The 21,997-nt window shown below is 70.0% G+C and carries 23 protein-coding genes and 1 tRNA gene; 19 read left to right on the top strand and 5 right to left on the bottom strand.

The window, feature by feature from the left end:
• Nucleotides 1-3 precede the first annotated feature (3 nt).
• Both AOP78_RS09810 and AOP78_RS09805 read right to left on the bottom strand, forming a co-directional pair.
• A complete protein-coding gene (locus tag AOP78_RS09810) occupies nt 4-1,029 on the bottom strand; it encodes a zinc-binding dehydrogenase (RefSeq protein ID WP_083979997.1) in 1,026 nt (341 codons plus the stop codon).
• A 191-nt stretch (nt 1,030-1,220) separates the two neighbouring features.
• Nucleotides 1,221-1,496, bottom strand: coding sequence for a DUF4031 domain-containing protein (locus AOP78_RS09805; RefSeq protein ID WP_062203721.1), 276 nt, complete (start codon nt 1,494-1,496; stop codon nt 1,221-1,223).
• Nucleotides 1,497-1,604: 108 nt separating this feature from the next.
• Between AOP78_RS09805 and AOP78_RS09800 the strand changes: the two genes are divergently transcribed.
• Complete coding sequence (locus tag AOP78_RS09800) at nt 1,605-1,988, top strand: cold-shock protein (RefSeq protein WP_062203719.1); 384 nt, start codon at nt 1,605-1,607, stop codon at nt 1,986-1,988.
• Nucleotides 1,988-3,097: a DUF3027 domain-containing protein gene (locus AOP78_RS09795; RefSeq protein WP_083979996.1), complete on the top strand. Its 1,110-nt coding sequence runs from the start codon at nt 1,988-1,990 to the stop codon at nt 3,095-3,097. The genes AOP78_RS09800 and AOP78_RS09795 overlap by 1 nt, the downstream gene beginning before the upstream one ends.
• A 68-nt stretch (nt 3,098-3,165) precedes the next feature.
• Here the strand turns inward: AOP78_RS09795 and serC are convergent, their stop codons facing one another.
• Nucleotides 3,166-4,290, bottom strand: coding sequence for a phosphoserine transaminase (gene serC / locus AOP78_RS09790; RefSeq protein ID WP_062203716.1), 1,125 nt, complete (start codon nt 4,288-4,290; stop codon nt 3,166-3,168).
• Between the two features lie 63 nt (nt 4,291-4,353).
• Between serC and manA the strand changes: the two genes are divergently transcribed.
• From manA to AOP78_RS09710, 16 genes are all read left to right on the top strand, one after another.
• Nucleotides 4,354-5,520 (top strand): mannose-6-phosphate isomerase, class I, encoded by a 1,167-nt coding sequence (gene manA, locus AOP78_RS09785; RefSeq protein WP_062203713.1) that lies wholly within the window; start codon nt 4,354-4,356, stop codon nt 5,518-5,520.
• 65 nt (nt 5,521-5,585) lie between these two features.
• Nucleotides 5,586-6,914, top strand: coding sequence for a UDP-glucose dehydrogenase family protein (locus AOP78_RS09780; protein WP_062203710.1), 1,329 nt, complete (start codon nt 5,586-5,588; stop codon nt 6,912-6,914).
• The gene (locus tag AOP78_RS09775) at nt 6,911-7,588 is read left to right on the top strand and encodes an iron-dependent transcriptional repressor DtxR (protein ID WP_062203707.1); all 678 of its coding nucleotides are present in this window, start codon (nt 6,911-6,913) and stop codon (nt 7,586-7,588) included. Before AOP78_RS09780 ends, AOP78_RS09775 begins: the two co-directional genes overlap by 4 nt.
• A gap of 161 nt (nt 7,589-7,749) precedes the next feature.
• Complete coding sequence (locus AOP78_RS15585) at nt 7,750-8,514, top strand: C40 family peptidase (protein WP_062203704.1); 765 nt, start codon at nt 7,750-7,752, stop codon at nt 8,512-8,514.
• Between the two features lie 417 nt (nt 8,515-8,931).
• Nucleotides 8,932-9,576 carry a GntR family transcriptional regulator gene (locus AOP78_RS09765; RefSeq protein WP_236685352.1) on the top strand — a complete coding sequence of 215 codons (645 nt, stop codon included), beginning with the start codon at nt 8,932-8,934 and terminating at the stop codon, nt 9,574-9,576.
• A gap of 152 nt (nt 9,577-9,728) precedes the next feature.
• Complete coding sequence (locus AOP78_RS09760; protein WP_062203702.1) at nt 9,729-10,766, top strand: ABC transporter substrate-binding protein; 1,038 nt, start codon at nt 9,729-9,731, stop codon at nt 10,764-10,766.
• Nucleotides 10,767-10,861: 95 nt separating this feature from the next.
• Nucleotides 10,862-11,704: an ABC transporter permease gene (locus AOP78_RS09755; RefSeq protein ID WP_062203699.1), complete on the top strand. Its 843-nt coding sequence runs from the start codon at nt 10,862-10,864 to the stop codon at nt 11,702-11,704.
• The gene (locus AOP78_RS09750; RefSeq protein ID WP_062203696.1) at nt 11,701-12,486 is read left to right on the top strand and encodes an ABC transporter permease; all 786 of its coding nucleotides are present in this window, start codon (nt 11,701-11,703) and stop codon (nt 12,484-12,486) included. Before AOP78_RS09755 ends, AOP78_RS09750 begins: the two co-directional genes overlap by 4 nt.
• Before the next feature lie 3 nt (nt 12,487-12,489).
• Entirely contained in the window at nt 12,490-13,353 is an 864-nt protein-coding gene (locus AOP78_RS09745) for an ABC transporter ATP-binding protein (RefSeq protein WP_062203693.1), read from the top strand.
• The gene (locus AOP78_RS09740; RefSeq protein WP_062203692.1) at nt 13,353-14,051 is read left to right on the top strand and encodes a 4-carboxy-4-hydroxy-2-oxoadipate aldolase/oxaloacetate decarboxylase; all 699 of its coding nucleotides are present in this window, start codon (nt 13,353-13,355) and stop codon (nt 14,049-14,051) included. Before AOP78_RS09745 ends, AOP78_RS09740 begins: the two co-directional genes overlap by 1 nt.
• The gene (locus tag AOP78_RS09735) at nt 14,048-15,145 is read left to right on the top strand and encodes a PrpF domain-containing protein (RefSeq protein ID WP_062203689.1); all 1,098 of its coding nucleotides are present in this window, start codon (nt 14,048-14,050) and stop codon (nt 15,143-15,145) included. Before AOP78_RS09740 ends, AOP78_RS09735 begins: the two co-directional genes overlap by 4 nt.
• Nucleotides 15,142-16,086 (top strand): NAD(P)-dependent oxidoreductase, encoded by a 945-nt coding sequence (locus tag AOP78_RS09730; RefSeq protein ID WP_083979995.1) that lies wholly within the window; start codon nt 15,142-15,144, stop codon nt 16,084-16,086. Before AOP78_RS09735 ends, AOP78_RS09730 begins: the two co-directional genes overlap by 4 nt.
• The gene (locus AOP78_RS09725) at nt 16,083-17,099 is read left to right on the top strand and encodes an amidohydrolase family protein (RefSeq protein ID WP_062203686.1); all 1,017 of its coding nucleotides are present in this window, start codon (nt 16,083-16,085) and stop codon (nt 17,097-17,099) included. Before AOP78_RS09730 ends, AOP78_RS09725 begins: the two co-directional genes overlap by 4 nt.
• A 147-nt stretch (nt 17,100-17,246) precedes the next feature.
• Nucleotides 17,247-18,221, top strand: coding sequence for an aldo/keto reductase (locus tag AOP78_RS09720; protein ID WP_152659489.1), 975 nt, complete (start codon nt 17,247-17,249; stop codon nt 18,219-18,221).
• Between the two features lie 40 nt (nt 18,222-18,261).
• Complete coding sequence (locus tag AOP78_RS09715; protein WP_062203680.1) at nt 18,262-18,993, top strand: TSUP family transporter; 732 nt, start codon at nt 18,262-18,264, stop codon at nt 18,991-18,993.
• Nucleotides 18,994-19,044: 51 nt separating this feature from the next.
• Nucleotides 19,045-19,120, top strand: a tRNA-Arg gene (locus AOP78_RS09710).
• Nucleotides 19,121-19,263: 143 nt separating this feature from the next.
• On the opposite strand, the gene AOP78_RS09705 is transcribed toward AOP78_RS09710, so the two are convergent.
• Complete coding sequence (locus tag AOP78_RS09705) at nt 19,264-19,977, bottom strand: hypothetical protein (RefSeq protein ID WP_062203677.1); 714 nt, start codon at nt 19,975-19,977, stop codon at nt 19,264-19,266.
• Between the two features lie 232 nt (nt 19,978-20,209).
• Nucleotides 20,210-20,854 (bottom strand): TetR/AcrR family transcriptional regulator, encoded by a 645-nt coding sequence (locus AOP78_RS09700; protein ID WP_062203674.1) that lies wholly within the window; start codon nt 20,852-20,854, stop codon nt 20,210-20,212.
• A 150-nt stretch (nt 20,855-21,004) separates the two neighbouring features.
• Between AOP78_RS09700 and AOP78_RS09695 the strand changes: the two genes are divergently transcribed.
• A complete protein-coding gene (locus AOP78_RS09695) occupies nt 21,005-21,958 on the top strand; it encodes a carotenoid biosynthesis protein (RefSeq protein ID WP_160297617.1) in 954 nt (317 codons plus the stop codon).
• Nucleotides 21,959-21,997 lie beyond the last annotated feature (39 nt).

Genomic DNA, 21,997 nt, shown 5'->3' with positions numbered 1-21,997 from the left:
CCGTCAGTGGTGCGCGTGGTGCGAGTCGTCGGCCTCGACGCCCGTGAGCCGGGCGGCTGCGGCGTCGGTCTCGGCCTCGGTGTCGAGCAGCGCGACCACGCGGCCGCGCGCTCGCCCCTCGTGGAGGCTCTCGATCCCGTCGGGGATCTCGTCGAAGTCGATCGCCGTGATCTGCGGGATCACCTGGCCCGAGGCGAACAGCTCGTAGACGTCGGCGACATCCTGGAGCGTGCCGCCGTTCGAGCCGAGGATCCGCGCCTGCTTGAGGATCACGTCGCGGGTGTTGATGGTCGCCTCGAGCCGGCCCATGCCGACCACGACGATCGTGCCGTCCCGGCGGATCGCGTCGACGGCGCCCGATGTCGTGGTGCCGAAGCCCGCGTAGTCGACCACGAGGTCGAAGCCCTCGCCGGCGAGCTCCGCGATGTCCTTGACGATGCGCGTGGCGCCGATCTGCCTCGCCATCGGCCACGCGGCCTCGTTGGGCTCGGCCACCGTGACGTCGGCTCCCTTGACGATCGCGATCTGCGCGCCGATCTGGCCCAGGCCTCCCAGCCCGACGACCGCGACCTTGTCGCCCGCCTTCACGCCGCCGATCGCCGCTATCGCGTGGTACGACGTCATGCCGGCATCGGTGCCCGCGGCCGCGAGCGGGAACGACAGGCCCGCAGGCATCGGGACCAGGTCCACGGCGGGGACGAGGTGCTGGGGCGCGAAGCCACCGTCCCGGCCGTAACCGGGGGCCACTCCCGACCCTCCGGTCGGGCACACGCCGACGCGGTCGCCGATCGCATAGTCGGTCACGCCCTCGCCGACGGCGGAGACGACGCCCGCGATCTCGTGACCCATCGTGACCGGCAGGTGCGCGATGAGGGCCATCCAGCCCTCGTCCTCGAGCAGGCCGACGTCGGAGTGGCACAGGCCCGCGGCCTTGACGTCGATGACCACCTCGCCGGGGCCGGGCGTCGGATCGGGGACCTCGTTCAGGACGAGCGGCTGGTGGGTGCCGGTGAACTGCCATGCCTTCATAGAAGAACTCCTCGTGCGTCATTGCACGCGTGGCGGAGGGCGCCGGTTGCGCCTCGTCGCGCGTTGGTTGGCATACCAACTCAAACACGTTCGCCGCGAATTGGCCAGGTGTACGGCAAATGCCCCGCGGGGTTCTCGCCGGAACGGGGACGATGCTGGGGCGGGGACGGTGCTGGGGCGGGGACGATGCGTCAGGCGCCTTCGCGCCTGGCCGCGGCGGTCACGCGCAGGCCCGACGCGCGCAGACGGCGTATCAGCTCGCGCGTGGAGACGAGGCTCGCGCCAAGGTCGACGAGCTGCGCCTGCCGCTCGAGCGGGTAGTCGTAGTGGTCACGATCGAAGCCCCGCTCCGGGATGCCCGCCTCGCGCGCGAACGCGTGGAGCTCGTCGAGAGACTCGTCCGACACGAGGTGGCCCCAGATCGTGCCGTGGTTGGGCCACAGCGGGGGATCGATCAGGACCGTCATCCCTCGAGGGTAGGCGCGCCCCCGCGGATCGACTGCATCCGTGTCGGTCAGGACCGTTAGACTTGCCCTGGCCGTGAACGCGGCTTCGACGAGACCAGCGAGGTAGATGTGCCCACCGGGAAAGTGAAGTGGTTCGACTCCGACAAGGGGTTCGGCTTCATCGCGAGCGAGGACGGCAGCGAGGTGTTCCTGCACGCCTCCGCGCTGCCCGACGGCGCCGCCAACCCGAAGCCGGGCACCAAGGTCGAGTTCTCGATCGCCGACGGGCGCCGCGGACCCTCCGCGCTCTCCGTCACCGTCCAGGAGCCCGTGGCATCCGTGTCGCAGAACATGCGCAAGAAGCCCGAGGAGATGACGGTCATCGTCGAGGACCTCATCAAGATGCTCGACGGCGTCTCGAACACCCTGCGTCGGGGGCGCTACCCCGAGGGCGCGAAGGGCGCGCAGGTCGCCGCCGTGCTGCGTGCCGTCGCGGAGCAGCTGGACGCCTGATGGCCGTCGACTCCGTCCTGGCCGCCGCCGTCGACGTCGCTCGTGAGGCTGCCGTCGAGGCTGCGGGAGACGCCGCCGCGGTCGGTGAGCACCTCTCGGCGAACGATGAGGGCGACAAGCTCGTCACCCACCTCTTCGGCTGCACCCTTCCTGGCTATCGCGGCTGGGTGTGGTCGGTCACGCTGTCCCGCACTCCGCGGCTCAAGACGCCGAACATCTGCGAGGCCAACCTGGTGCCCGCGGACGATGCGCTGCTCGCCCCCACGTGGATCCCGTGGGCCGATCGCGTCCAGCCGGGCGACCTCGAGCCCAGCATGGTGCTCCCGCGCGTGGACAACGACGGCCGGCTCATGCCCGGCTACGAGGCCACGGGCGACGAGGACGCCGACGCTCTCGCCATCTGGGAGCTCGGCCTCGGCCGCGAGCGGGTGCTCGCGCCTCGCGGGCGGGACGAGGCCGCCGAGCGCTGGTACCGGGGCTCGCACGGCCCGACGGCCGCGTCCGCGATCGCGTCGACCGCCGCCTGCTCCACGTGCGCCTTCTTCATCCCGCTGACCGGCTCGATGCGCACCGAGTTCGGGGCCTGCTCGAACGAGTGGTCGCCGTCGGACGGCTCCGTCGTGTCGGTCGATCATGGCTGCGGCGCGCACTCCCAGACGGACGTCGAGCGCCCCGGGAGCCAGTGGCCCGCGAACGACCCGGTCTACATCGACGAGTCCAGCGACCCGTTTGATCTGGCTCCGGAACCTGAGCCTGAGCCTGAGCCGGTCCCTGAGGCCCTGACCGAGGCCGGCGCGGATGACGTCGTGGATGAGCCTGTCGCCGACGCCGTGGTCGAGGCCGTTGCTGACGAGGCCGTGGCGCCTGACAGCGAGACAGCGGTCGAGGCCGAGGCCGAGGCCGCCGAGCCTGCCACCGCGGAGGTGGCCGAGGCCGCCGAGCCCGCCACCGAGGACGTGGTCGCGACCGCCGAGATCGATGCTGCTGAGCCTGCGATCGTTGAGGTCGGCGCCGCTGAGCCCACGACCGACGAGGTCGCTGACGACGAGGCTGCTGACGAGGCTCCCGCGGATGAGGCTCCCGCGGAACAGGACAAGCCGGCCGAATAGCAGGACGAACGTACGAAGAAGCCCCCTGCCGCATCGTCTCCGATGTGGCAGGGGGCTTCTTCGTACGCTCAGTCGACCAGTCGCTCGAGCACCCAGTCGACCGAGGCGGTCAGGCGCGACACGTCCTCGGGATCGACCGCCGGGAACATCCCGACACGCATCTGATTGCGGCCGAGCTTGCGGTAGGGGTCGACATCCACGATGCCGTTGTCACGCAGCACCGCGCGCAGTGCGTTCGAGTCGACGGAGGGGTCGAAGTCGATCGTCCCGACCACGGGAGAGCGGTACGACTCATGCGACACGAACGGGTGCGCGACCGGCGAGGCCTCAGCCCAGCCGTACAGGCGCGACGCCGAGTCCGCGGTCCGCGACGCGGCGAACGCCATCCCGCCGTTGGACATCAGCCACTCGAGCTGTGCGCGCATCATCACGAGCGTCGCGATGGCGGGCGTGTTCAGCGTCTGGTTCTGCCGCGAGTTCTTCACCGCGTCCTGGAGCGACAGGATCGCGGGGACGTAGCGGTCGCCCGCGGCGATCCTGTCGATGCGCTCGATGGCCGCGGGGGACATCAGCGCGAACCACAGGCCACCGTCCGAGGCGAAGCTCTTCTGTGGTGCGAAGTAGTAGACGTCGGTCTGCGTGACATCGAGCTCGGTGCCGCCCGCCGCTGAGGTGCCGTCGACGACCATCAGCGCGTCCGAGGCGCCGCGGACGCGGGTCACGGGCGAGATCGCGCCGGTCGAGGTCTCGTTGTGCGCCCACGCGTAGACGTCCACGCCGTCCTCGAGCTCCGGGAGCACGATCGAGCCCGCGTCGGCCTGGCGCACGCTCGACGTGTCGAGGTGGGGCGCGCCTAGCGTCGCGGCGGCGAACTTGGAGCCGAACTCGCCCTGCACGCAGTGCTGGGCCTTGCGCTGCACGAGCGAGTACGCGGCGGCGTCCCACGCCAGCGTCGACCCACCGTTGCCGAGAACGACCTCGTAGCCGTCGGGAAGCGAGAAGAAGGCGCCGAGCATCGCCTGGATGTCCCCGACCAGGTTCCGTACGGGCGCCTGGCGGTGAGAGGTGCCCAGGAGGGTGCGCTCGGCGGCGCGCAGCGCCTCGATCTGGAAGGCGGAGACCTTGGAGGGGCCTGCGCCGAACCTTCCGTCGTGTGGCAGCAGCTCGGTCGGGATCGTCAGCGTGTCGGGCATGCGGCAAGCCTAGTAGTGCGGTGGGTACGCGCATGCGACCTTGCGCCGTGTCAGGATAGGGCGGTGCGCGCGCTGATTCCCGCCCTCCAGAGCTACGACTGGGGCGACTCCACGATGATCCCCTCGATGCTCGGTCTGCCCGCGACGGGGGAGCCGGTCGCGGAGGCGTGGTGGGGCGCCCACCCGAACTCGCCCGCGATGACCGGCGGCGAGGATGACCTCACAGGGCTCGACGCGGTGATCGCCGCCGACCCCATCGGCACGCTCGGTCCTGATGTCGCCGAGGCCTTCGGCGGGCGCCTTCCGTACCTCCTCAAGGTCCTCGCGATCGCCAAGCCGCTGTCGCTCCAGGTCCACCCGAACCCCGAGCAGGCCGCGACGGGATTCGCTCGCGAGGAGGATCTGGGGATCGCCCGTGACGTCCCTGAACGCACCTTCAAGGACGCGAGCGCCAAGCCCGAGCTCGTCGTCGCGCTGACCCCGATGGTCGTGCTCACAGGGTTCCGCCCGGTCGAGGACCTGCGCGCCGACCTCGCGCTGCTCGACGACGGAGGCGCGCGTGTGCTCGAGGGCGTGCTGGACGATGCCGACGACGACGAGGACGCGATCTCCGAGTACGTGGACACCTGCCTGCGCGGCCTCAACGCGATGCCGGTCCTGGTCTCGCTCAAGGCCGCGGTCGCGGCGGGCCGTGGCTCCGACGCGATGCACGCCGCCGCGGATGCGCTCGACGCGCACCCGGGCGATCCTGGAGCTCTTGTCGCGCTCGCGATGAACGTGGTGCGTCTCGAGCCGGGGCAGGCCTCCTTCACGGACGCGGGCATCGTGCACTCGTACCAGAGCGGCCTGGGACTCGAGATCATGGCGAACTCGGACAACGTCATCCGCGCGGGGCTCACGAGCAAGCCGATCGATCTCGGCCAGCTCCTCTATCTCGCGCACACCGTGCCGTCCGAGCCGGATCTGCCCGCGGTGGACATCGAAGGTCCCGTCACGCACTTCGCGACGCTCACGAGGGACTTCTCCCTGTCCTTCCTCAGGAGGGGCGCGATCGTCGCCCAGCCGGGCCCCCGCATCGTCCTCGCGCTCGAGGGGACGACGACGGTCGTCGCGGCGGGGCGCACCGCGCTCCTGGGCGCGGGAGAGTCGGTCTTCATCGCGCACTCCGAGGGATCGGCCGCGATCGAGACGGCCGGTCTTGCGGCGGTCGCCTCCGTCCCGCGCAGATGACCTCCGCCTGAATGCGGGACTGTGGGTAACCCCCGCGACATGTCTCGACTACTACGCTGATACACATGTCACTCACCGTTTCTGTCTTCGGCACCGGGTACCTCGGCGCCACCCACGCCGCCGGGATGGCGGAGCTCGGCCACACCGTCATCGGCGTCGACGTCGATGAGGCGAAGATCGAGCGCCTGGCTCGCGGCGAGGTGCCGTTCTATGAGCCCGGGCTGCCCGAGCTGCTGCGCAAGCACGTCGACTCCGGTCGCCTGCGCTTCACGACGGATGCGTCGGAGGCGGCGCAGGCCGATGTGCACTTCATCGGCGTGGGAACCCCGCAGAAGAAGGGCGAGAACGCCGCTGACATGCGGTTCGTCGACGCGGTGATCGACACGCTCGCACCCCTCCTCACGCGCCCCGCGGTGATCTTCGGCAAGTCGACCGTCCCGGTCGGCACCGCGGCTCGCCTGGCGGCGAAGGTGCGTGAGCTCGCCCCGGTGGGCGACCAGGCCGAGCTCGCGTGGAACCCCGAGTTCCTGCGTGAGGGCTTCGCGGTGGAGGACACGCTGCGTCCCGACCGCCTGGTGCTGGGCGTGGAGAAGGGCCGTGAGGGTCGTGCGGAGGCGGTGGCGCGTGAGGTGTACGCAGAGATCCTGGGCCGCGGCACGCCGTTCCTCGTGACGGACCTCGCGACCGCCGAGCTTGTGAAGGTCTCCGCCAACGCGTTCCTGGCCACCAAGATCTCCTTCATCAACGCGATCGCGGAGATCTGCGAGGTCACCGGCGCCGACGTCGCGCAGCTCGCGGACGCGATCGGCTACGACGAGCGCATCGGTCGCAAGTTCCTGGGCGCGGGCCTGGGCTTCGGCGGCGGCTGCCTTCCCAAGGACATCCGGGCGTTCCAGGCGCGTGCGGGCGAGCTCGGTGTGGGCGACGCGCTGAGCTTCCTGCGGGAGGTCGACGAGATCAACCTGCGCCGCCGTGAGCACGTGGTGAACCTCGTGGAGACCTGCGCGGGCGGTCAGATGAAGGGCGCGAAGGTCGCGGTCCTGGGTGCGGCGTTCAAGCCCAACAGCGACGATGTGCGCGACTCGCCGGCCCTGGACGCCGCGGGTCGCCTGCACCTGGCCGGCGCGGATGTGAAGGTGTACGACCCTCAGGCCCGTCACAACGCCGAGGCCGTGTGGCCCACGATCCCGTTCAAGGACTCGATGGCCGAGGCTCTCGAGGGCGCCGATGTGGTGCTGGTCGCCACGGAGTGGCAGGAGTTCCGCGAGGCGGATCCGGCCGCGGTCGCGGGCCTGGTGGCATCGCCGAAGATCATCGACGGTCGCAACTGCCTGCCGGCCGAGAAGTGGATCGAGGCGGGCTGGGAGTACCACGGGCTCGGGCGCTTCGCGTGAATGACCTCGTCGACACCACGGAGATGTACCTGAGGACGATCTACGAGCTCGTCGAGGATGGCGTGGTGCCGATGCGGGCCAGGATCGTCGAGCAGCTCGGCCATTCGGGGCCGACCGTGTCTCAGACCGTCGCGCGGATGGAGCGCGACGGACTGGTCGTGGTGACCGACGATCGCCACCTCGAGCTGACCGAGGAAGGGCAGCGGCTCGCGGTGCGGGTGATGCGCAAGCATCGGCTCTCCGAGCGGCTGCTGACGGACGTGATCGGGCTCGACCTCGCGCACGCCCACGACGAGGCGTGCCGGTGGGAGCACGTGATGAGCGAGCGAGTCGAGAAGCGCGTGCTGGCGATGCTCGACGACGCCCACGTCTCGCCCTACGGGAACCCGGTGCCCGGCCTCGAGGAGCTCGGCGAGTCGGCGCCCGACACGCCGGGGGGCATCTCTCTTCTCGACGCTTGTGCTCAGAATGTGACCCGGGCCACATTGGTGCGCATCGGAGAGCACCCTCAGGCCCATCCCGACGTCCTTGAGCCGATGCTCGATTCTGGTCTGCTTCCAGGGGCTTCGTTCGACCTTCGATGCGACGACGACGGGGTCTCCGTGACCTCCGAAGGGGGTGAGATCCACCTGTCGAAGTCGGTCGCGAGGCACGTCTTCGTAACCATTTCGTGACCTGAAACGTGCATCTGCGGCCTTCGCCAGTTATGGTGGACGCAGTTCATCGACCGAATCGCAGGCGTGGGAATGCCCCCACAAAGAGGAAACGCACGACACGCGTCGTTCGTTGGGGCCACGTCGATAACGCGCTCCCCCGCGCGGAAGGAAACGGGAATTTGAGGTACGGATACAAGCGCGCACGAGCGCGTGCCATCGCGGTCTCCGCCGGTGGCGCCCTCGTGGTCGCACCGCTCACGGGCGTCGCCGCTGTGGCGCTCATGACCCCCACCGAGGAGTCACCGACGACTCCAGACGCCAACGTCGTCGCCGAGGTCAACTCGAACCTCGCGCAGGACATCGCGGACGCGTCGACCGTCGTGATCGCCGAGGGCGACGCGGACTACGACTTCCAGGAGCCGTCGATCGACGTGTCCCAGGACCCCGAGCCCGAGCCTGAGCCGGTGCAGACCACCAGCGGCACGACGGTGTCCAACTCGACGTCGACCACCGGGACCTCCAGCTCCGGCACGTCCAGCTCGAGCACCTCGAGCAGCAGCTCGTCGAGCTCCGGCTCCACCAAGTCCTCCAGCGCCGTGAAGGCCGCGATCTCCGGATCCGCCGTCATCGCAGAGGCCTCCAAGTACGTGGGCACCCCCTACGTCTCCGGCGGCTCCTCGCCGTCGACCGGCTTCGACTGCTCGGGCTTCGTGTCGTACGTGTACGGACAGCTGGGCATCAGCCTCCCGCACCAGTCGGGCGCCTACTACAGCGTCGGCACGCGCGTCTCGAGCCCGCAGCCCGGCGACATCATCGTGAGCCCCGGCCACGTGGCGATCTACGCCGGCCCGAACCTGCAGATCGACGCGCCCCGTCCGGGCAAGTCGGTGCAGTTCCGCTCGATCTGGCAGTCCAACCCGGTGTACGTCCGCGTCACCGGCTGATCTCGCCGATTCTTCGGAAGGCCGCCCCCGTGAACGGGGGCGGCCTTCGTCGTCTCCGGCTGCCGCATCGTCCCTTCCGGCGGCGGCGGGGCTCCGGCTCCGCCCTGCCCGGCCGCCCTGCCCGGCTCTGCCCCCGCCCGATCGCCTCCCTGCCCGGCCGCGCCCGACCCCGCGCGTCCGCCTCCCTGCCCGGCTCTGCCCCCGCCCGATCGCCTCCCTGCCGACAGTTCGAACCAATCTCAGCCGCGACACCCCGGTGACACGCCGCATCGTCCTGCGACACGCTCGCGCGCCGCAGGCGAGATTGGTTCAGACTGTCGGCACCGGTTGCGGACAGATCGTGCCTCGCCTTGATATTGTCAACAATATTGTTGGCGTCGGACGGTGCGGGTGGCGAAGGGGCGACCCGGTCCGGGCGTGAGACTGGAGGCGACGGTGGCGGGTGACGGCACGGTCTATGAGGAGCTGAAGGCCGCCATCCTGCGCGGCGACTTCTCGCCCCGGCAGCGGCTCGTCGAGGTGGAGCTCAGCGAGGACTTCGGCGCCTCTCGCTTCCAGGTGCGCCGTGCGCTGCACACGCTCGAGTCGGACGGGATCGTCGAGCATCTTCCGAACAAGGGCGCCCGCATCCGGGAGATCGGCATCGACGAGGCCGTCGAGATCACCGAGGTGCGCATGGTCGTCGAGGGCCTCGTCGCCGCGCGAGCGGCCGAGCGCGTGAGCGACGAGCAGGCGGAGGCGCTCCTCGACGTCGGGCGCCGCATGCGCGCGGCCGTCGAGGTGGGGGACGTCGGCACGTACTCGGAGCTCAACGGGGTCCTGCATTCCTCGCTGCGCGACATCGCGCAGCATCACAAGGCGAACGGCATCATCGCTCGCCTGCACGGTCAGATGGTGCGCCACCAGTTCGCGCTGTCCAGGGTCCCCGGGCGTCCGTCGGTCTCGGTGGTGCAGCACGAGAACATCATCGCGGCGGTGGTGGCCCGCGATCCGATGGCGGCCGAGGCCGCGATGCGCGCCCACATCTCCTCGGTGATCGAGGCGCTGCGCGCGATCGCCTGAGCGTTCGGGTCCGCGGAAAGGTTCGCGAACCCCGGATGTCACGGTTCGGTGAATGCGTCAGCAATCCTGCTGACAAGATTGTCAACAATCTGTTACCGTGAGCGAGCACGACCACTCAATGGGGAGGGGTCGAAGGTCTCGAGGAGGAGCCCGTGCGTCACACCACGACCACATCCGCACGAACCAAGGCCGCATTCGTCGCGGTCGCCGCGATCGGAGCCCTCACGCTTGCCGCGTGCAGCGACTCCGGATCCTCGGATACGTCCGAGTCCGCCAGCGAGTCCGAGGACGCGATGACCGCTGAGGCCACCGAGTCCACGATGGCGATGGAGATGACCGCGATCACGGTCGGCGTCATCCCGATCCTCGACGTCGCGCCGCTCTATCTCGGCATCTCGGAGGGGTTCTTCGAGGACGCCGGACTCGAGGTCACGACCGAGCTCGCCCAGGGTGGCGCGGCGATCGTGCCCGGCGTCACGAGCGGTCAGTTCGACTTCGGGTTCAGCAACACGACGTCGCTGATCCTCGCGACCTCGACCGGCATCGACATCCAGGCCGTCGCGCCGGGAGTGTCCACGACGGGCGAGAACGGCGCCGACTTCGGCTCGGTCATGGTGCTCGCCGACAGCGGCATCGAGTCGCCCGCCGACCTCGAGGGCAAGAAGGTCGCCGTCAACACTCTCAACAACATCAACACGTCGACCACGAACAAGATGGTGATGGATGACGGCGGCGACCCGTCGACGATCACCTACGTCGAGCTCGCGTTCCCCGACATCGTCCCGGCCATCGTGTCCGGCGACGTCGACGCCGGTCAGGTCGTCGAGCCGTTCCAGACGGTCGGCGCCGGCCAGGGTCTCGTGGAGGTGGGCTCGAACTTCGCCCTCACCGATCCGAACCTCATGATCGCCGAGTACTTCACGTCGATGGAGTACGCCGACGCGAATCCCGACATCGTGGCGGCCTTCCAGGAGGCGCTCACGAAGTCCTTCGAGTACGCGACCGACAACCCGGACGCCGTGCGCGCCGCGCTCGCCGACTACACGAGCATGGACGAGGCGACGCAGCAGGCGGTGGTCCTGCCGTCGTGGCCCACGGAGATCGACTCCAACACCGTGGACCTGCTCGCGCAGCTCGCGATCGACGACGGGTTCCTCGCCGAGGCGCCCGACCTGTCCGGCCTGAAGTAGGACGATGCCGGGGCCGCGTGACCCCCCGCGGCCCCGGCATCTCCTCAGGTCAGATCCACCGGCCACCCCAGATTCATCGACGAATCGGAGTCCTCGTGAGTCCCACCCAGGCCACGCTCGCGCCCCCCACCCCGAGTGGCGCGGCGACGCGGAAGCCCCGGCGCAGCCGCAAGGGACGGCCCGCGCTGCTCGGCATCGCCGGCGTCGCCATCGTCCTCGTCGGAGCCGAGCTCCTGTCGCGCACCGGCATCGTCAACCCCGACTTCCTGCCTCCCGTCACCGAGATGTACGCCACGCTGTTCCGGCTGCTCGGCGAGGGCGAGTTCTGGCACTCGCTCGTCCTCACCGTCCGCGGCTGGGCGATCGGCCTCGCCGCCGCCATGGCGCTCGGGATCGCCGCCGGCTTCGTCATCGGCTCGTTCCCGTTCCTCCGGGCCTTCACGAGCTCCACGATCGAGTTCCTGCGGCCGATCCCGTCGGTCGCGCTCATCCCGCTCGTCGTCCTCCTGTGGGGCACCCAGCCGCAGTCGGCCTTCGTCCTCGTCGTCTACGCGGCCTTCTGGCAGGTGCTCGTGCAGGTGCTGTACGGCGTCGCGGACGTGGACCCCGTGGCGCGCGACACGGCGCGCTCGTATCAGTTCGGGCCGCTGCGCATCGCGAGGTCCGTCATCTACCCCACGGCCCTGCCGTACATCATGACCGCGTTCCGACTCGCGGCCGCCGTCGCGCTGATCCTCGAGATCACCGCCGAGCTCGTCATCGGCGTCCCCGGACTGGGCCGTGACATCGGCATCGCGCAGAGCTCGGGCAACGTCCCCGAGACCTACGCCCTCGTGATCGTCGTCGGACTCATCGGCGTCGCGGTCAACCTCTTCGCCCGCTTCGCGGAGAAGAAGATGCTCTGGTGGCACCCCTCGATCAGGAGCGAGCACTCATGACCGCCACGACCTACGCCAAGAAGGCGTTCCTGGCCCTCGGCCTGCCGCTGATCCTGCTCGCCGCGTGGTGGATCGCCTCAGCCGGCTCGACGAACCCGTTCTGGCCGTCGCTCCAGACGATCCTCCAGACCTTCCCCGAGACGTGGACCCCCGAACGGCTCGCGGCCGACCTGGTGCCCAGCCTCGCCCGGCTCGGGATCGGCTTCTCGCTCGCGGTCGTCGGCGGCATCGTCGGCGGCACCGCGATCGGGCTGTCGCCGACGCTCAGGGCGCTCAGCGAGCCCGTGCTGGAGTTCTTCCGCGCGGTGCCGCCCCCGGTCCTGGTCCCGATCATCGCGCTGTTCGCCGGCTACACCGGCTGGCTGGGCAAGATCGTCACCATCGCGCTCGGCTGCCTGTGGCCCATCCTGCTCAACACCGTCGAGGGGGTCCGTGGACTCGAGCCCACCCTCACCGACACCGCGAAGAGCTACCGCCTCAGCTGGTGGCGCCGCCTGCTCTTCGTCGTCCTGCCGGGCGCGAGCCCGCGCATCTTCACCGGCGCCCGTCAGGCGCTGTCCATCGGCGTGATCCTCATGGTCATCTCGGAGCTGTTCGGGGCCAACCGCGGCCTCGGGGCCTCGATCGTCCAGTTCCAGAGGAGCTTCGCCATCCCCCAGATGTGGACGGGCATCATCCTGCTCGGCCTCATCGGAGTCCTTCTCGCCGCCATCTTCAAGGTCGTCGAGACCCGCATGCTCGCCTGGTACATGGGCCAGCGTCAGATCGAGCGAGGAGAGTAAGAGATGTCGATCACCGTGCCGCTCCTCAAGGCAGCCCAAGCAGAGTCCGCGGCTCCCGCGGCCACCGACGTCGCGCTCGACCTGCGCGGCGTCGGCAAGACGTACGACACCCCTGGGCGCCCACAGGTCGAGGCGATCCGGAACCTCGACTTCCAGGTCGGCCGCGGAGAGCTCGTGTGCGTCGTGGGCCCGTCGGGTGCGGGCAAGACGACGCTGCTGCGCTCGATCGCGGGCCTGCTCGACGTCACCAAGGGCGAGGTCGTGCTCGACGGCACCGCGGTGACCGGCCCGCCCGAGGGCATGGCCGTCGTGTTCCAGGAGTACGGCCGCAGCCTCTTCCCGTGGATGACGGTGCGCCAGAACATCGAGCTGCCGCTCAAGGAGAAGGGCATCCCCAAGGCCGAGCGGCGCGAGAAGGTCGACAAGGCTCTCGCCGAGGTGAGCCTCACCGAGGCCGCTGAGCAGCATCCGTGGCAGCTCTCGGGAGGCATGCAGCAGCGCGTCGCGATCGCCCGCGCCGTCGCGTACGAGCCGACCGTGCTGCTCATGGACGAGCCGTTCGCGGCCGTCGACGCCCAGACGCGGGCAGAGCTCGAGGACCTGGTCCGGTCGCTGTGGAAGCGCCTCGGCGTGACCGTTCTGTTCGTGACCCACGACATCGACGAGGCCGTCTACCTGGGCGAGCGCGTCATCGTCCTGTCCAACCGGCCCACCGTGCTGATGGAGGACGTCAACGTGGATCTTCCTCCCGAGCGAGACCAGCTGAGCACCCGCTCCGACCCGCGCTTCGGCGAGCTGCGCGGCCACGTGTACTCGCTCATCCAGAAGGCCAAGGCCGGGCATCGTCCCGAGGGTGAGGAGGCGTGATGGAGACCGTGATCCTCACCGACCCGCCGCGCCCCAAGCTGGAGACCGTCGAGGCGTTCTCCACGATCGGCGTCGCGACCGTGGGCGAGGCGATGGGCCGGACCGGGGACCTGGGCTCCGACCTGCGCCCGATCCAGCAGGGCACGCGCATCGCGGGCACCGCGGTGACGGTGCTGAGCTGGCCCGGCGACAACCTCATGATCCACGCCGCGATCGAGCAGTGCGGGCCCGGCGACATCCTCGTCGTCACCACCCGCTCGCCCTCCCAGCACGGCATGTTCGGCGAGCTGTTCGCGACGGGGCTCCACCGGCGCGGCGTGGCCGGCGCGATCATCGATGCGGGCGTGCGCGACACTCAGGAGCTGCGCGACCTGGGCTTCCCCGTGTGGGCGCGGCACATCAACGTGATGGGCACCGTCAAGAACACCCCTGGCGCGGTCAACGTGCCGGTGATCATCAACGGCCAGGTGATCGACGCGGGCGACATCCTCGTGTGCGACGACGACGGGGTCGCCGTCGTGCCCAGGAGGCAGGCGGACGATGTGCTGGCCAAGTCGATCGCCCGCGAGGAGAAGGAGGCGGCCACCAGGGCGGCCTTCCTCGAGGGGCAGCTCGGCCTGGACCGCTACGGCATGCGTCCGGTGCTGGAGGAGCTCGGCGTCACGTACCGGCGTCACCCCGAGGCCGAGCCGGCATGACCGGGATCCCGTGTGCGCTGATGCGGGGAGGCACCTCCAAGGGGGCGCTGCTCCTCGCCTCGGACCTGCCCGTCGACGAGGCCGCGCGGGACGACCTGCTGCTGCGCATCATGGGCAGCCCCGACCCTCGCGAGATCGACGGGCTCGGGGGCGCGCATCCGCTCACGTCCAAGGTCGGGGTCGTGAGCCCGTCCTCGCGACCCGATGCGGACATCGACTACCTGTTCCTCCAGGTCGTGCCGGACAAGCCCGTCGTCTCGACGTCCCAGACATGCGGCAACATCCTCGCCGCGACCGCGCCCTTCGCGCTCGAGCGGGGGCTGGTACCGACCGACTTCGGCACGACCACCGTTCGGGTCCACCTCGTCAACACGGGCGCCATCGCGGTGCTCACCGTCCAGACCCCCGGCGGCGAGGTGACCTACGACGGCGACGCCGAGATCTCGGGCGTCCCCGGCACCGCGGCGCCCGTCGAGGTCGAGTCGGAGCCTCCGTCGGGCGCACTCCTGCCGACCGGGAACGTCGTCGACATGGTCGCCGGCGTCGAGGCGACCCTGGTGAATGCCGGCATGGCCTCGGTGATCGTGCGCGCCTCGGACCTGGGCCTCGTCGGTGACGAGGCGCCGACGGACCTGGAGGCGGACGATGCGGTGGTCGCCAAGGTCGCCGCGATCCGGGCGGCCGCGTTCCCGTTGATGGGGATCGCCGGGACCCCGGAGACGACGACCACGCCCAAGATCGTGCTCGTCTCGGCGCCCGCCGCGGGCGGTGCGATCCGCACCCGCAGCTTCATCCCGTACCGCGTGCATGACGCGATCGGCGTCCTCGGCGCGGCGTCAGTCGCCGCGGCCGTGAGGCTGCCGGGGGCGATCGGGAACGACCTTGCGGCGCAGCCCGGCGTCGGCGAGGTGGTCAGGGTCGAGCACCCGGCCGGCTTCTTCGACCTCTATGTCGACCTCGCCGACGGGGACGACTCGAGCATCGGGCCCGTCCGCGTGGTCCGCACCGCGCGCATGATCATGGACGGCGTCGTCCATCCCAGGCCCGCTGCTCTGCGGCCTGCTCGCCACGACTCACAGGAGGCCTTCGCATGACCGCCTCGCAAGGACGCGTCGCGCTGATCGGCCTCGGCGAGGTGGGGCGCGTGTTCGTCGAGGACCTGCGCGCTGCGGGCCTCACCGACCTCGCCGCGTGGGACACGGCCTTCGCCGACCCCGACAGCAAGGCCTCCCTGAACGCCCGCGAGCTGGGCGTGGCCCCCGCATCGTCCCCGTCCGATGCGGTCGCGGGCGCCGCGCTCGTCGTGAGCGCCGTGACCGCGTCGAACTCCGTCGCCGCCGCCGAGGCCGCGGCCGCGGCGATGGAACCGGGCGCGTTCCTGTTCGACCTCAACTCGTCGTCACCCGGACACAAGCAGGCGGCGCGCGACGCGGTCGAGTCTCGCGGCGGCCGATACATCGAGGCGGCCCTCATGTCGCCGATCGGTCCCAGACGGCTCGCGTCCCCCTTCCTGCTCGGGGGCGCGCACGCCTTCGAGTTCCTGGGGGTCGCCGGCGACTACGGCATCACGGGCGCGACCGCGCTCGGGGGCGAGGTCGGCGTCGCCGCGGCCACCAAGCTGTGCCGGTCCGTGATCGTCAAGGGGCTCGAGGCGCTGCTGACCGAGTCGCTGCTCGCTGCGCGCGCCCTCGGCGTCGAGCGGGACGTCCTCGACTCGCTGCCGAACATCCTCCCGCCCGCCGACTGGGAGAAGGTCGCCGGCTACTTCATGTCCCGCGCCGTGCAGCACGGCACGCGCCGCGCGGAGGAGATGGAGGAGGCCGCCGTGACCGTCGCCGAGACCGGCGTCGAGCCGTTCATGGCGCGCGCGACCGTCGAGCGTCAGCGCTGGTCCGCGCAGTTCGGCGACGTCCTGCCTCAGGAGACGCCCATGGACCTGGTCGACGCCCTGCTCGCCGCATCGGGCATCCACGTGGCCGCCGCCGACGCCACCAAGGCCCCCACTCCCCATCCCACCAAGGAGACACTGCGATGATCATCGACATCCACGGTCACTACACGACCGCCCCCGCCCCGCACACCGAGTGGCGCGAGGCCCAGCTCAAGGCATGGGAGGCCGGGACGGCCACGCCCCTGTACCCGCGCATCTCCGACGACGACATCCGCGAGACGCTCGAGAAGAACCAGCTGCGGCTCATCGCCGAGCGCGGCGCCGACATGACGATCTTCTCCCCGCGGGCCTCGGCGATGGGGCACCACCTGGGCGACATCACCACGTCCGCCGCGTGGGCCGCGGCGTGCAACGACCTCATCGCGCGCGCGGTCGCGCTCTACCCGCACACGTTCGTGGGCGTCGCTCAGCTTCCCCAGCAGGCCGGGGTGGGTCTTGAGGAGGCGATCCGCGAGCTGGACCGCGTCGTCTCGATGGGATTCGTGGGGGTCAACGTCAATCCCGATCCTTCGGGCGGCCACTGGACGTCGCCTCCGCTCACCGACAGGTACTGGTACCCGCTGTGGGAGCGGATGGTCGAGCATGACGTGCCCGGCATGGTCCACGTCTCCGCGAGCGCCAACCCCGCGTTCCACGCGACCGGCGCGCACTACATGAACGCCGACACGACGGCCTTCATGCAGCTGCTTCAGGGAGACCTGTTCGCGGACTTCCCGTCGCTGCGGCTGATCATCCCTCACGGTGGGGGAGCGGTGCCGTACCACTGGGGCCGCTACCGCGGGCTGTCGGACATGCTCGGCAAGCCCGGTCACGCCGAGAGGCTCATGAGCAACGTGTTCCTCGACACGTGCGTCTACCACCAGCCGGGCATCGACCTGCTCATGGACGTCATGCCCAAGGAGAGCATCCTGTTCGGCTCCGAGATGGTGGGCGCCGTTCGTGGCATCGACCCGACCACGGGGCACTACTTCGATGACACCCTCCGGTACGTCATGGCGGCCGACCTCACCGACGGCGAACGCGACGGGATCCTCTCCGGGAACGCGCTGCGCGTGTACCCGCGGCTCGCGTCGCGGCTCGCCGCACGCGCGGCCTGAGCGACGTGCCCGGCGCGCGCCTACCTGCGGTGCGCGTCGCGGCCGTCGTCCCTCCTCCGACCGTGTTTCCTGACCCGCCTCTCGCCGCCCGGCCGTCACCCGGTGACCGCGGCGGATCTTCGCTACGGTGGCCCTATGAGGACGGCAATGGCGCAACGTATCGGCAGGAACGTGTCCAGCATCGGCCTGGGCTGCTGGCAGCTCGGCGGGGACTGGGGGGACACCGACGAGCAGCGGTCGCAGGACATCCTGCACGCTGCGGCCGACGCAGGGACGACGTTCTTCGACACCGCGGACGTGTACGGGGACGGCCGCTCCGAGAGGTCGGTGGGACAGTTCCTGCGCGAACGGGACGGCTCCGAGGGCTTCTTCGTCGCGACCAAGATGGGGCGCCGCCTGCCCGAGCAGGTCGCCGAGGGCTACACGCTCGACAACTACCGGCGCTGGACCGACCGTTCGCGCGAGAACCTCGGCGTCGACACGCTCGACCTGGTGCAGCTCCACTGCCCGCCGTCGGAGGTGCTGCGCGACCCGCGCACCTACGACGACCTGCGCGTCCTCAAGGACGAGGGGCGGATCAAGGACTTCGGCATCTCCGTGGAGATCTGCGACGACGCGATCCACGCCATGGGCGAGGACGACCTCGCGTCGGTCCAGATCATCTTCAACATCTTCCGCCGCAAGCCCGCCGAGCGGTTCCTCAAGATGGCGACCGAGAAGGGCGTGGCCGTCATCTCGCGCGTGCCGCTCGCCTCGGGCCTGCTGTCCGGCAAGTACGACGCGACGACCACCTTCGCGGCGAACGACCACCGCAACTACAACCGCGACGGGTCCTCGTTCGACGTGGGCGAGACCTTCGCGGGCGTCCCCTTCGAGATCGGCGTGAAGGCCGCGCAGGACGTCGCCGCGCTCACGCCCGAGGGGTGGACGACCGCGCAGATGGCGCTGCGATGGGTCGAGCAGATGGGGTCCACGACCGTGATCCCCGGCGCGCGCACCCCCGAGCAGGCGCGGCTCAACTCAGCGGTCGGCGACCTGCCGACGATCCCCGAGGAGACGATGGCGGCGCTCGCCAAGATCTACAACGATCAGATCCGGGAGCACGTGCACACGCGCTGGTAGGCCTGGGGTCGCCGCGGCGGCCTGATGAGGGGCGGCCGCGATGGCCCTGATCATCGCCGCGGTCCTCGCGGGCTCCCTGCTGCATCGAGTGTCCGGCATCGGTTTCGCGATCGTCGTCGCGCCCTTCGTCGTCCTCGCGCTGGGACCCGGCCCCGGCATCGTCCTGGTGCAGCTGTTCGGCGTGATCGTGTGCTTCCTCGTGCTGCTCGCGACCTGGCGAGACATCGATTGGCGTGCCTACGCGGTGCTCGTGCCGCCGAGCCTCGTCGGCATCTGGCTCGGGGTGCTCGCCGCGCAGCGGTTGCCGCTCGCGCAGGCCCAGATCGTGGCGGCGGCGATCCTCATCGCGTCGCTCATCGCGATCATGGCGGTGCGCGGCGGGCATCTGCCACGGAACCCGCCGATGCTCGCCGGCGGAGGGCTGGTCGCGGGCCTGATGACCACGCTCGCGGGCGCGGGCGGGGTGGCGCTGATCGTGCTCGCGCGCGCGACCCGGTGGGAGCAGGCATCGTTTGCGGCGACCCTGCAGCCGTACCTCATCACCATCTCCTCGACCACGGTCGTCGCGCGGCTCGTCGCCGATCCCGCGGACTGGCCCGACCTGTCCGTGCTCGTGTGGGTCGGCCTCGTCGTCGCGATGACGGGTGGGCTGCTCGCCGGCAACGTGCTCGCGCGGCGGCTCAGTCGCGTGGCCGCGAGCCGCGTGACGCTCGCGGTCGGCTGGGTGGGCGCGCTCGCGACGCTGGTCGACGGCGTCCTCAAGCTCGGGTGAGGCGCGGTAGTCGAACCCCTTGAGCGTTTTCGGTACCCTTGTCTATGCCCCGCGCCTGTAGCTCAGGGGATAGAGCACCGCTCTCCTAAAGCGGGTGTCGACAGTTCGAATCTGTCCAGGCGCACCAACTCCGGCCCGGCAGGTCAGTCCACGACTGGCTCGCCGGGCCTTCGCTCGTCGGCCGTGCGTCCTGGCATCGCACGACGGTCGAGAACGATGCGCAGAGCTGCACTCCTGCGATGCCAGCGCACACGGCCAGGGCGGGCGAGGTCAGGCGTCGGAGGGTGCGAACGAGAGCGAGTCGACGACCTCCTGTTCCGCTGCGAGCTGCTCGTCGGAGTTGACGCCACAGCACACCGAGCCGACCAGCACGATGTTGCCCCCTTCCACCTCCGGGAGGTCGAGCACCCAGACCCTGTTGCTCTCGTTGGCATCGACATTCCAGTGCACACCCGCGCTCAGCTCCGAGCCGACCAGGGTCATGACGATGGGGATCGCCGAGAACGGGCACGTGCCGGACCACGAGGGATCGATGCTCAGGTCGATCTCGTAGCCGTCGAGGCGATCGATCGAGACGGCGACGGGATCGCTGGTCTGAAGGCCGTCGTGGTTGACCAGCCAGTCGACGATATCGGCGGGGTCCCTGCCCACGCCGGGTTCGGCCTCCTCCGCGCAGTCCGTAGCGGCGGCGTCGATGTCTCGCAGCACCAGCAGCGGCGGACCGTCATTCGCGATGCGGGCGAGCCCTAACTCCCCTGGGCCGTCCTCGAATACCTTCCACCCTGCAGGGACGGTGAATGTCACAGGGGTAGCGAAGTTCTGCGACGTGTAGGTGCCGGGTGTGAGTTCCGAGCCCAGCGCATAGGCCCAGGTCGTCGACGCAGCCGGCGTGCTCGATTCTCCGCCGCTCGGCTCGTCGATGGCCGGCGATGTCGAGCACGAGGTCAGCACGATCGTGCCGAGGAGTGCAACGAGACGGCGCATGGTGACCCCCCACCTGTGCTGCCCTGGGCTCGACCGGCATCCGGGGTGCGGCGGCCACGGGCAGCTTCAATGTCAGTGTGCGCCGCCTCGAGGGACTTGGCAAACAGTTCGAGAGTGTCGAGAGTTCGAAGCCTTCCATGCGCGCTCCCTGAACGTTCGAGCGCCCTGTGAGCGCATGGGTGCTCCCGGAGACTCGACCTGAGCAGTCATGTGCTCACAGGGCGCGGCGCGCTCAGTCGTCGAGCACCCGCTCGAGCCCCAGGATCACCACGTTCAGGCTGAAGTTGAGCTGCTCGCGCGGCTCCCAGCGCTGGTCGAGCGCCTCCGCGAACGTGGGGTACGCATCGGCCCTGCTCTCGATCACCTCGACCAGGGCGGCGGCGGTCGTCGAAGCAGCACCCGCGTCGAGCGAGTTCCGTGCGGCCGCGTAGACCAGCTCGGCGAGCATCCCCAGGGTGCGGCCCGCATCGTGCGTGGTGAATCCCGCCTTCGTGAGCGCCTTGAGCAGGTCCTCCGACGGGCCGATCACGCCGGGCAGGGGAGCGCGCGTGACGGCGAGCGCGGCGGGACCCTCCTCGAGAAGGGCGTCGAGCATGCCGTGGCTCGCGGTGCGCACGGCGGCCCGCCAGTCGTCGAGCGGCACGTGCAGATCCGCGAGCCGCGTGGCGAGCCGTCGTTCGATGACGAGCGCGAGCAGGTCCTCCCTGCTGCCCACGTGATACGCGACGGCGTTGCGGGCTGCGCCGAGCCGGTCGGCGACGGCGGTGAGCGTGAGGTCCGCGGGGTCGATCTCGGAGGCCACCTGGACGATGCGGTCGCGGCTGAGCCGGGGAGGGCGCCCGATTCTTCGGGGAGCGGGCTCGGCGGCCTGGGCCATGGCTTCCCCTCTCGGACTCTCGTGGGCGTGGTCGCGCGAAGTCTTCGGCGCCCGGGCCCGCGCCGGGACCTCTCGACGAGCGAGCGCCTGCGAGTCATGCTAACGTTTTTGCCGCACGACAAAAAGTGCGACACGAGAAGGAGGATGTCGATGATCTTCGGGACCCCGGTGAGCTGGTTCCTGTTCGAGGTGCTGTCGGTGGCGGTGTTCATCGCCGCGGTCATCCACGCGGCGGGCCGGACGAAGGCCAAGCAGCACATCCTCGTGATGGTCGCCTTCGTGATCTACGCGGGCGCGTTCGAGAACATCGGCGTCTGGCAGAACATCTACGACTACTCGACCGACCGGATCATGATGATCGGCAAGGTGCCGCTCAGCATCCTGCTCGTCGAGGCCGTGACCCTCTACTGCGCGCTGTGGCTCGCCGAGCAGCTGCGCCTGCCTTGGTGGGCCGGCGCGTTCGTCGCCGGCGCGATCGGCGCGCTCCAGGACATGACCATCGACCCGTCCAACGTCTTCGACATTCACGTGATCGACGGCGTCGCCTCAGGCCAGTGGAACTGGACGATGCATTACGAGGGCGGATTCTTCGGCATCCCCGTGTTCAACTTCTCCGGCTGGTTCACGATGATGCTCTACTTCGCGCTGTTCGTGGGGCTGCTCGACAAGCTCGCCGACCGCAAGGGCAAGGCCTGGCTCACGACCGGCGCACCGTTGCTCGCGATCATCCCGTCGCTCATCATGCTGGTCACGCCCGTCAACCTGGTCCTCCTGTTCGGCTGGGACGCGCTGCAGGGCTACGGCCTCGTCGCCGAGTCCGTGATGCTCGCGGTCAACATGGGCGTCGCGATCCTCCTGCTGTTCCGCTACGCCAAGTGGGACCAGCCGCTCGACCTCAAGCGCGACGCCGCGGTGCTCGCGATCCCCATCGTGCTGCACCTGTGGGACATCGGCCTCGCGTTCGTGGCCGGCATCGAGCAGGGCTACGTCCCCAGCCTCCTGTTCACCGCGATCCACGTGGCGCTGCTCGCGGCGGTCGTGCGCACGGGACTGCGCGCGAACAAGGACCAGCGCGCGCTCGAGCTGGAGCCGCAGTCGGTCTGAGCCGAGTCCACGCGCCCTGGTGGGAGCTGAGTGCAGGAT

The sequence above is a fragment of the Demequina salsinemoris genome (assembly GCF_000974805.1).
Classification (GTDB): Bacteria; Actinomycetota; Actinomycetes; order Actinomycetales; family Demequinaceae; genus Demequina; species Demequina salsinemoris.
Note: the sequence above shows the minus strand (reverse complement) of the source record. Positions and strands in the feature narration are given on the sequence as shown.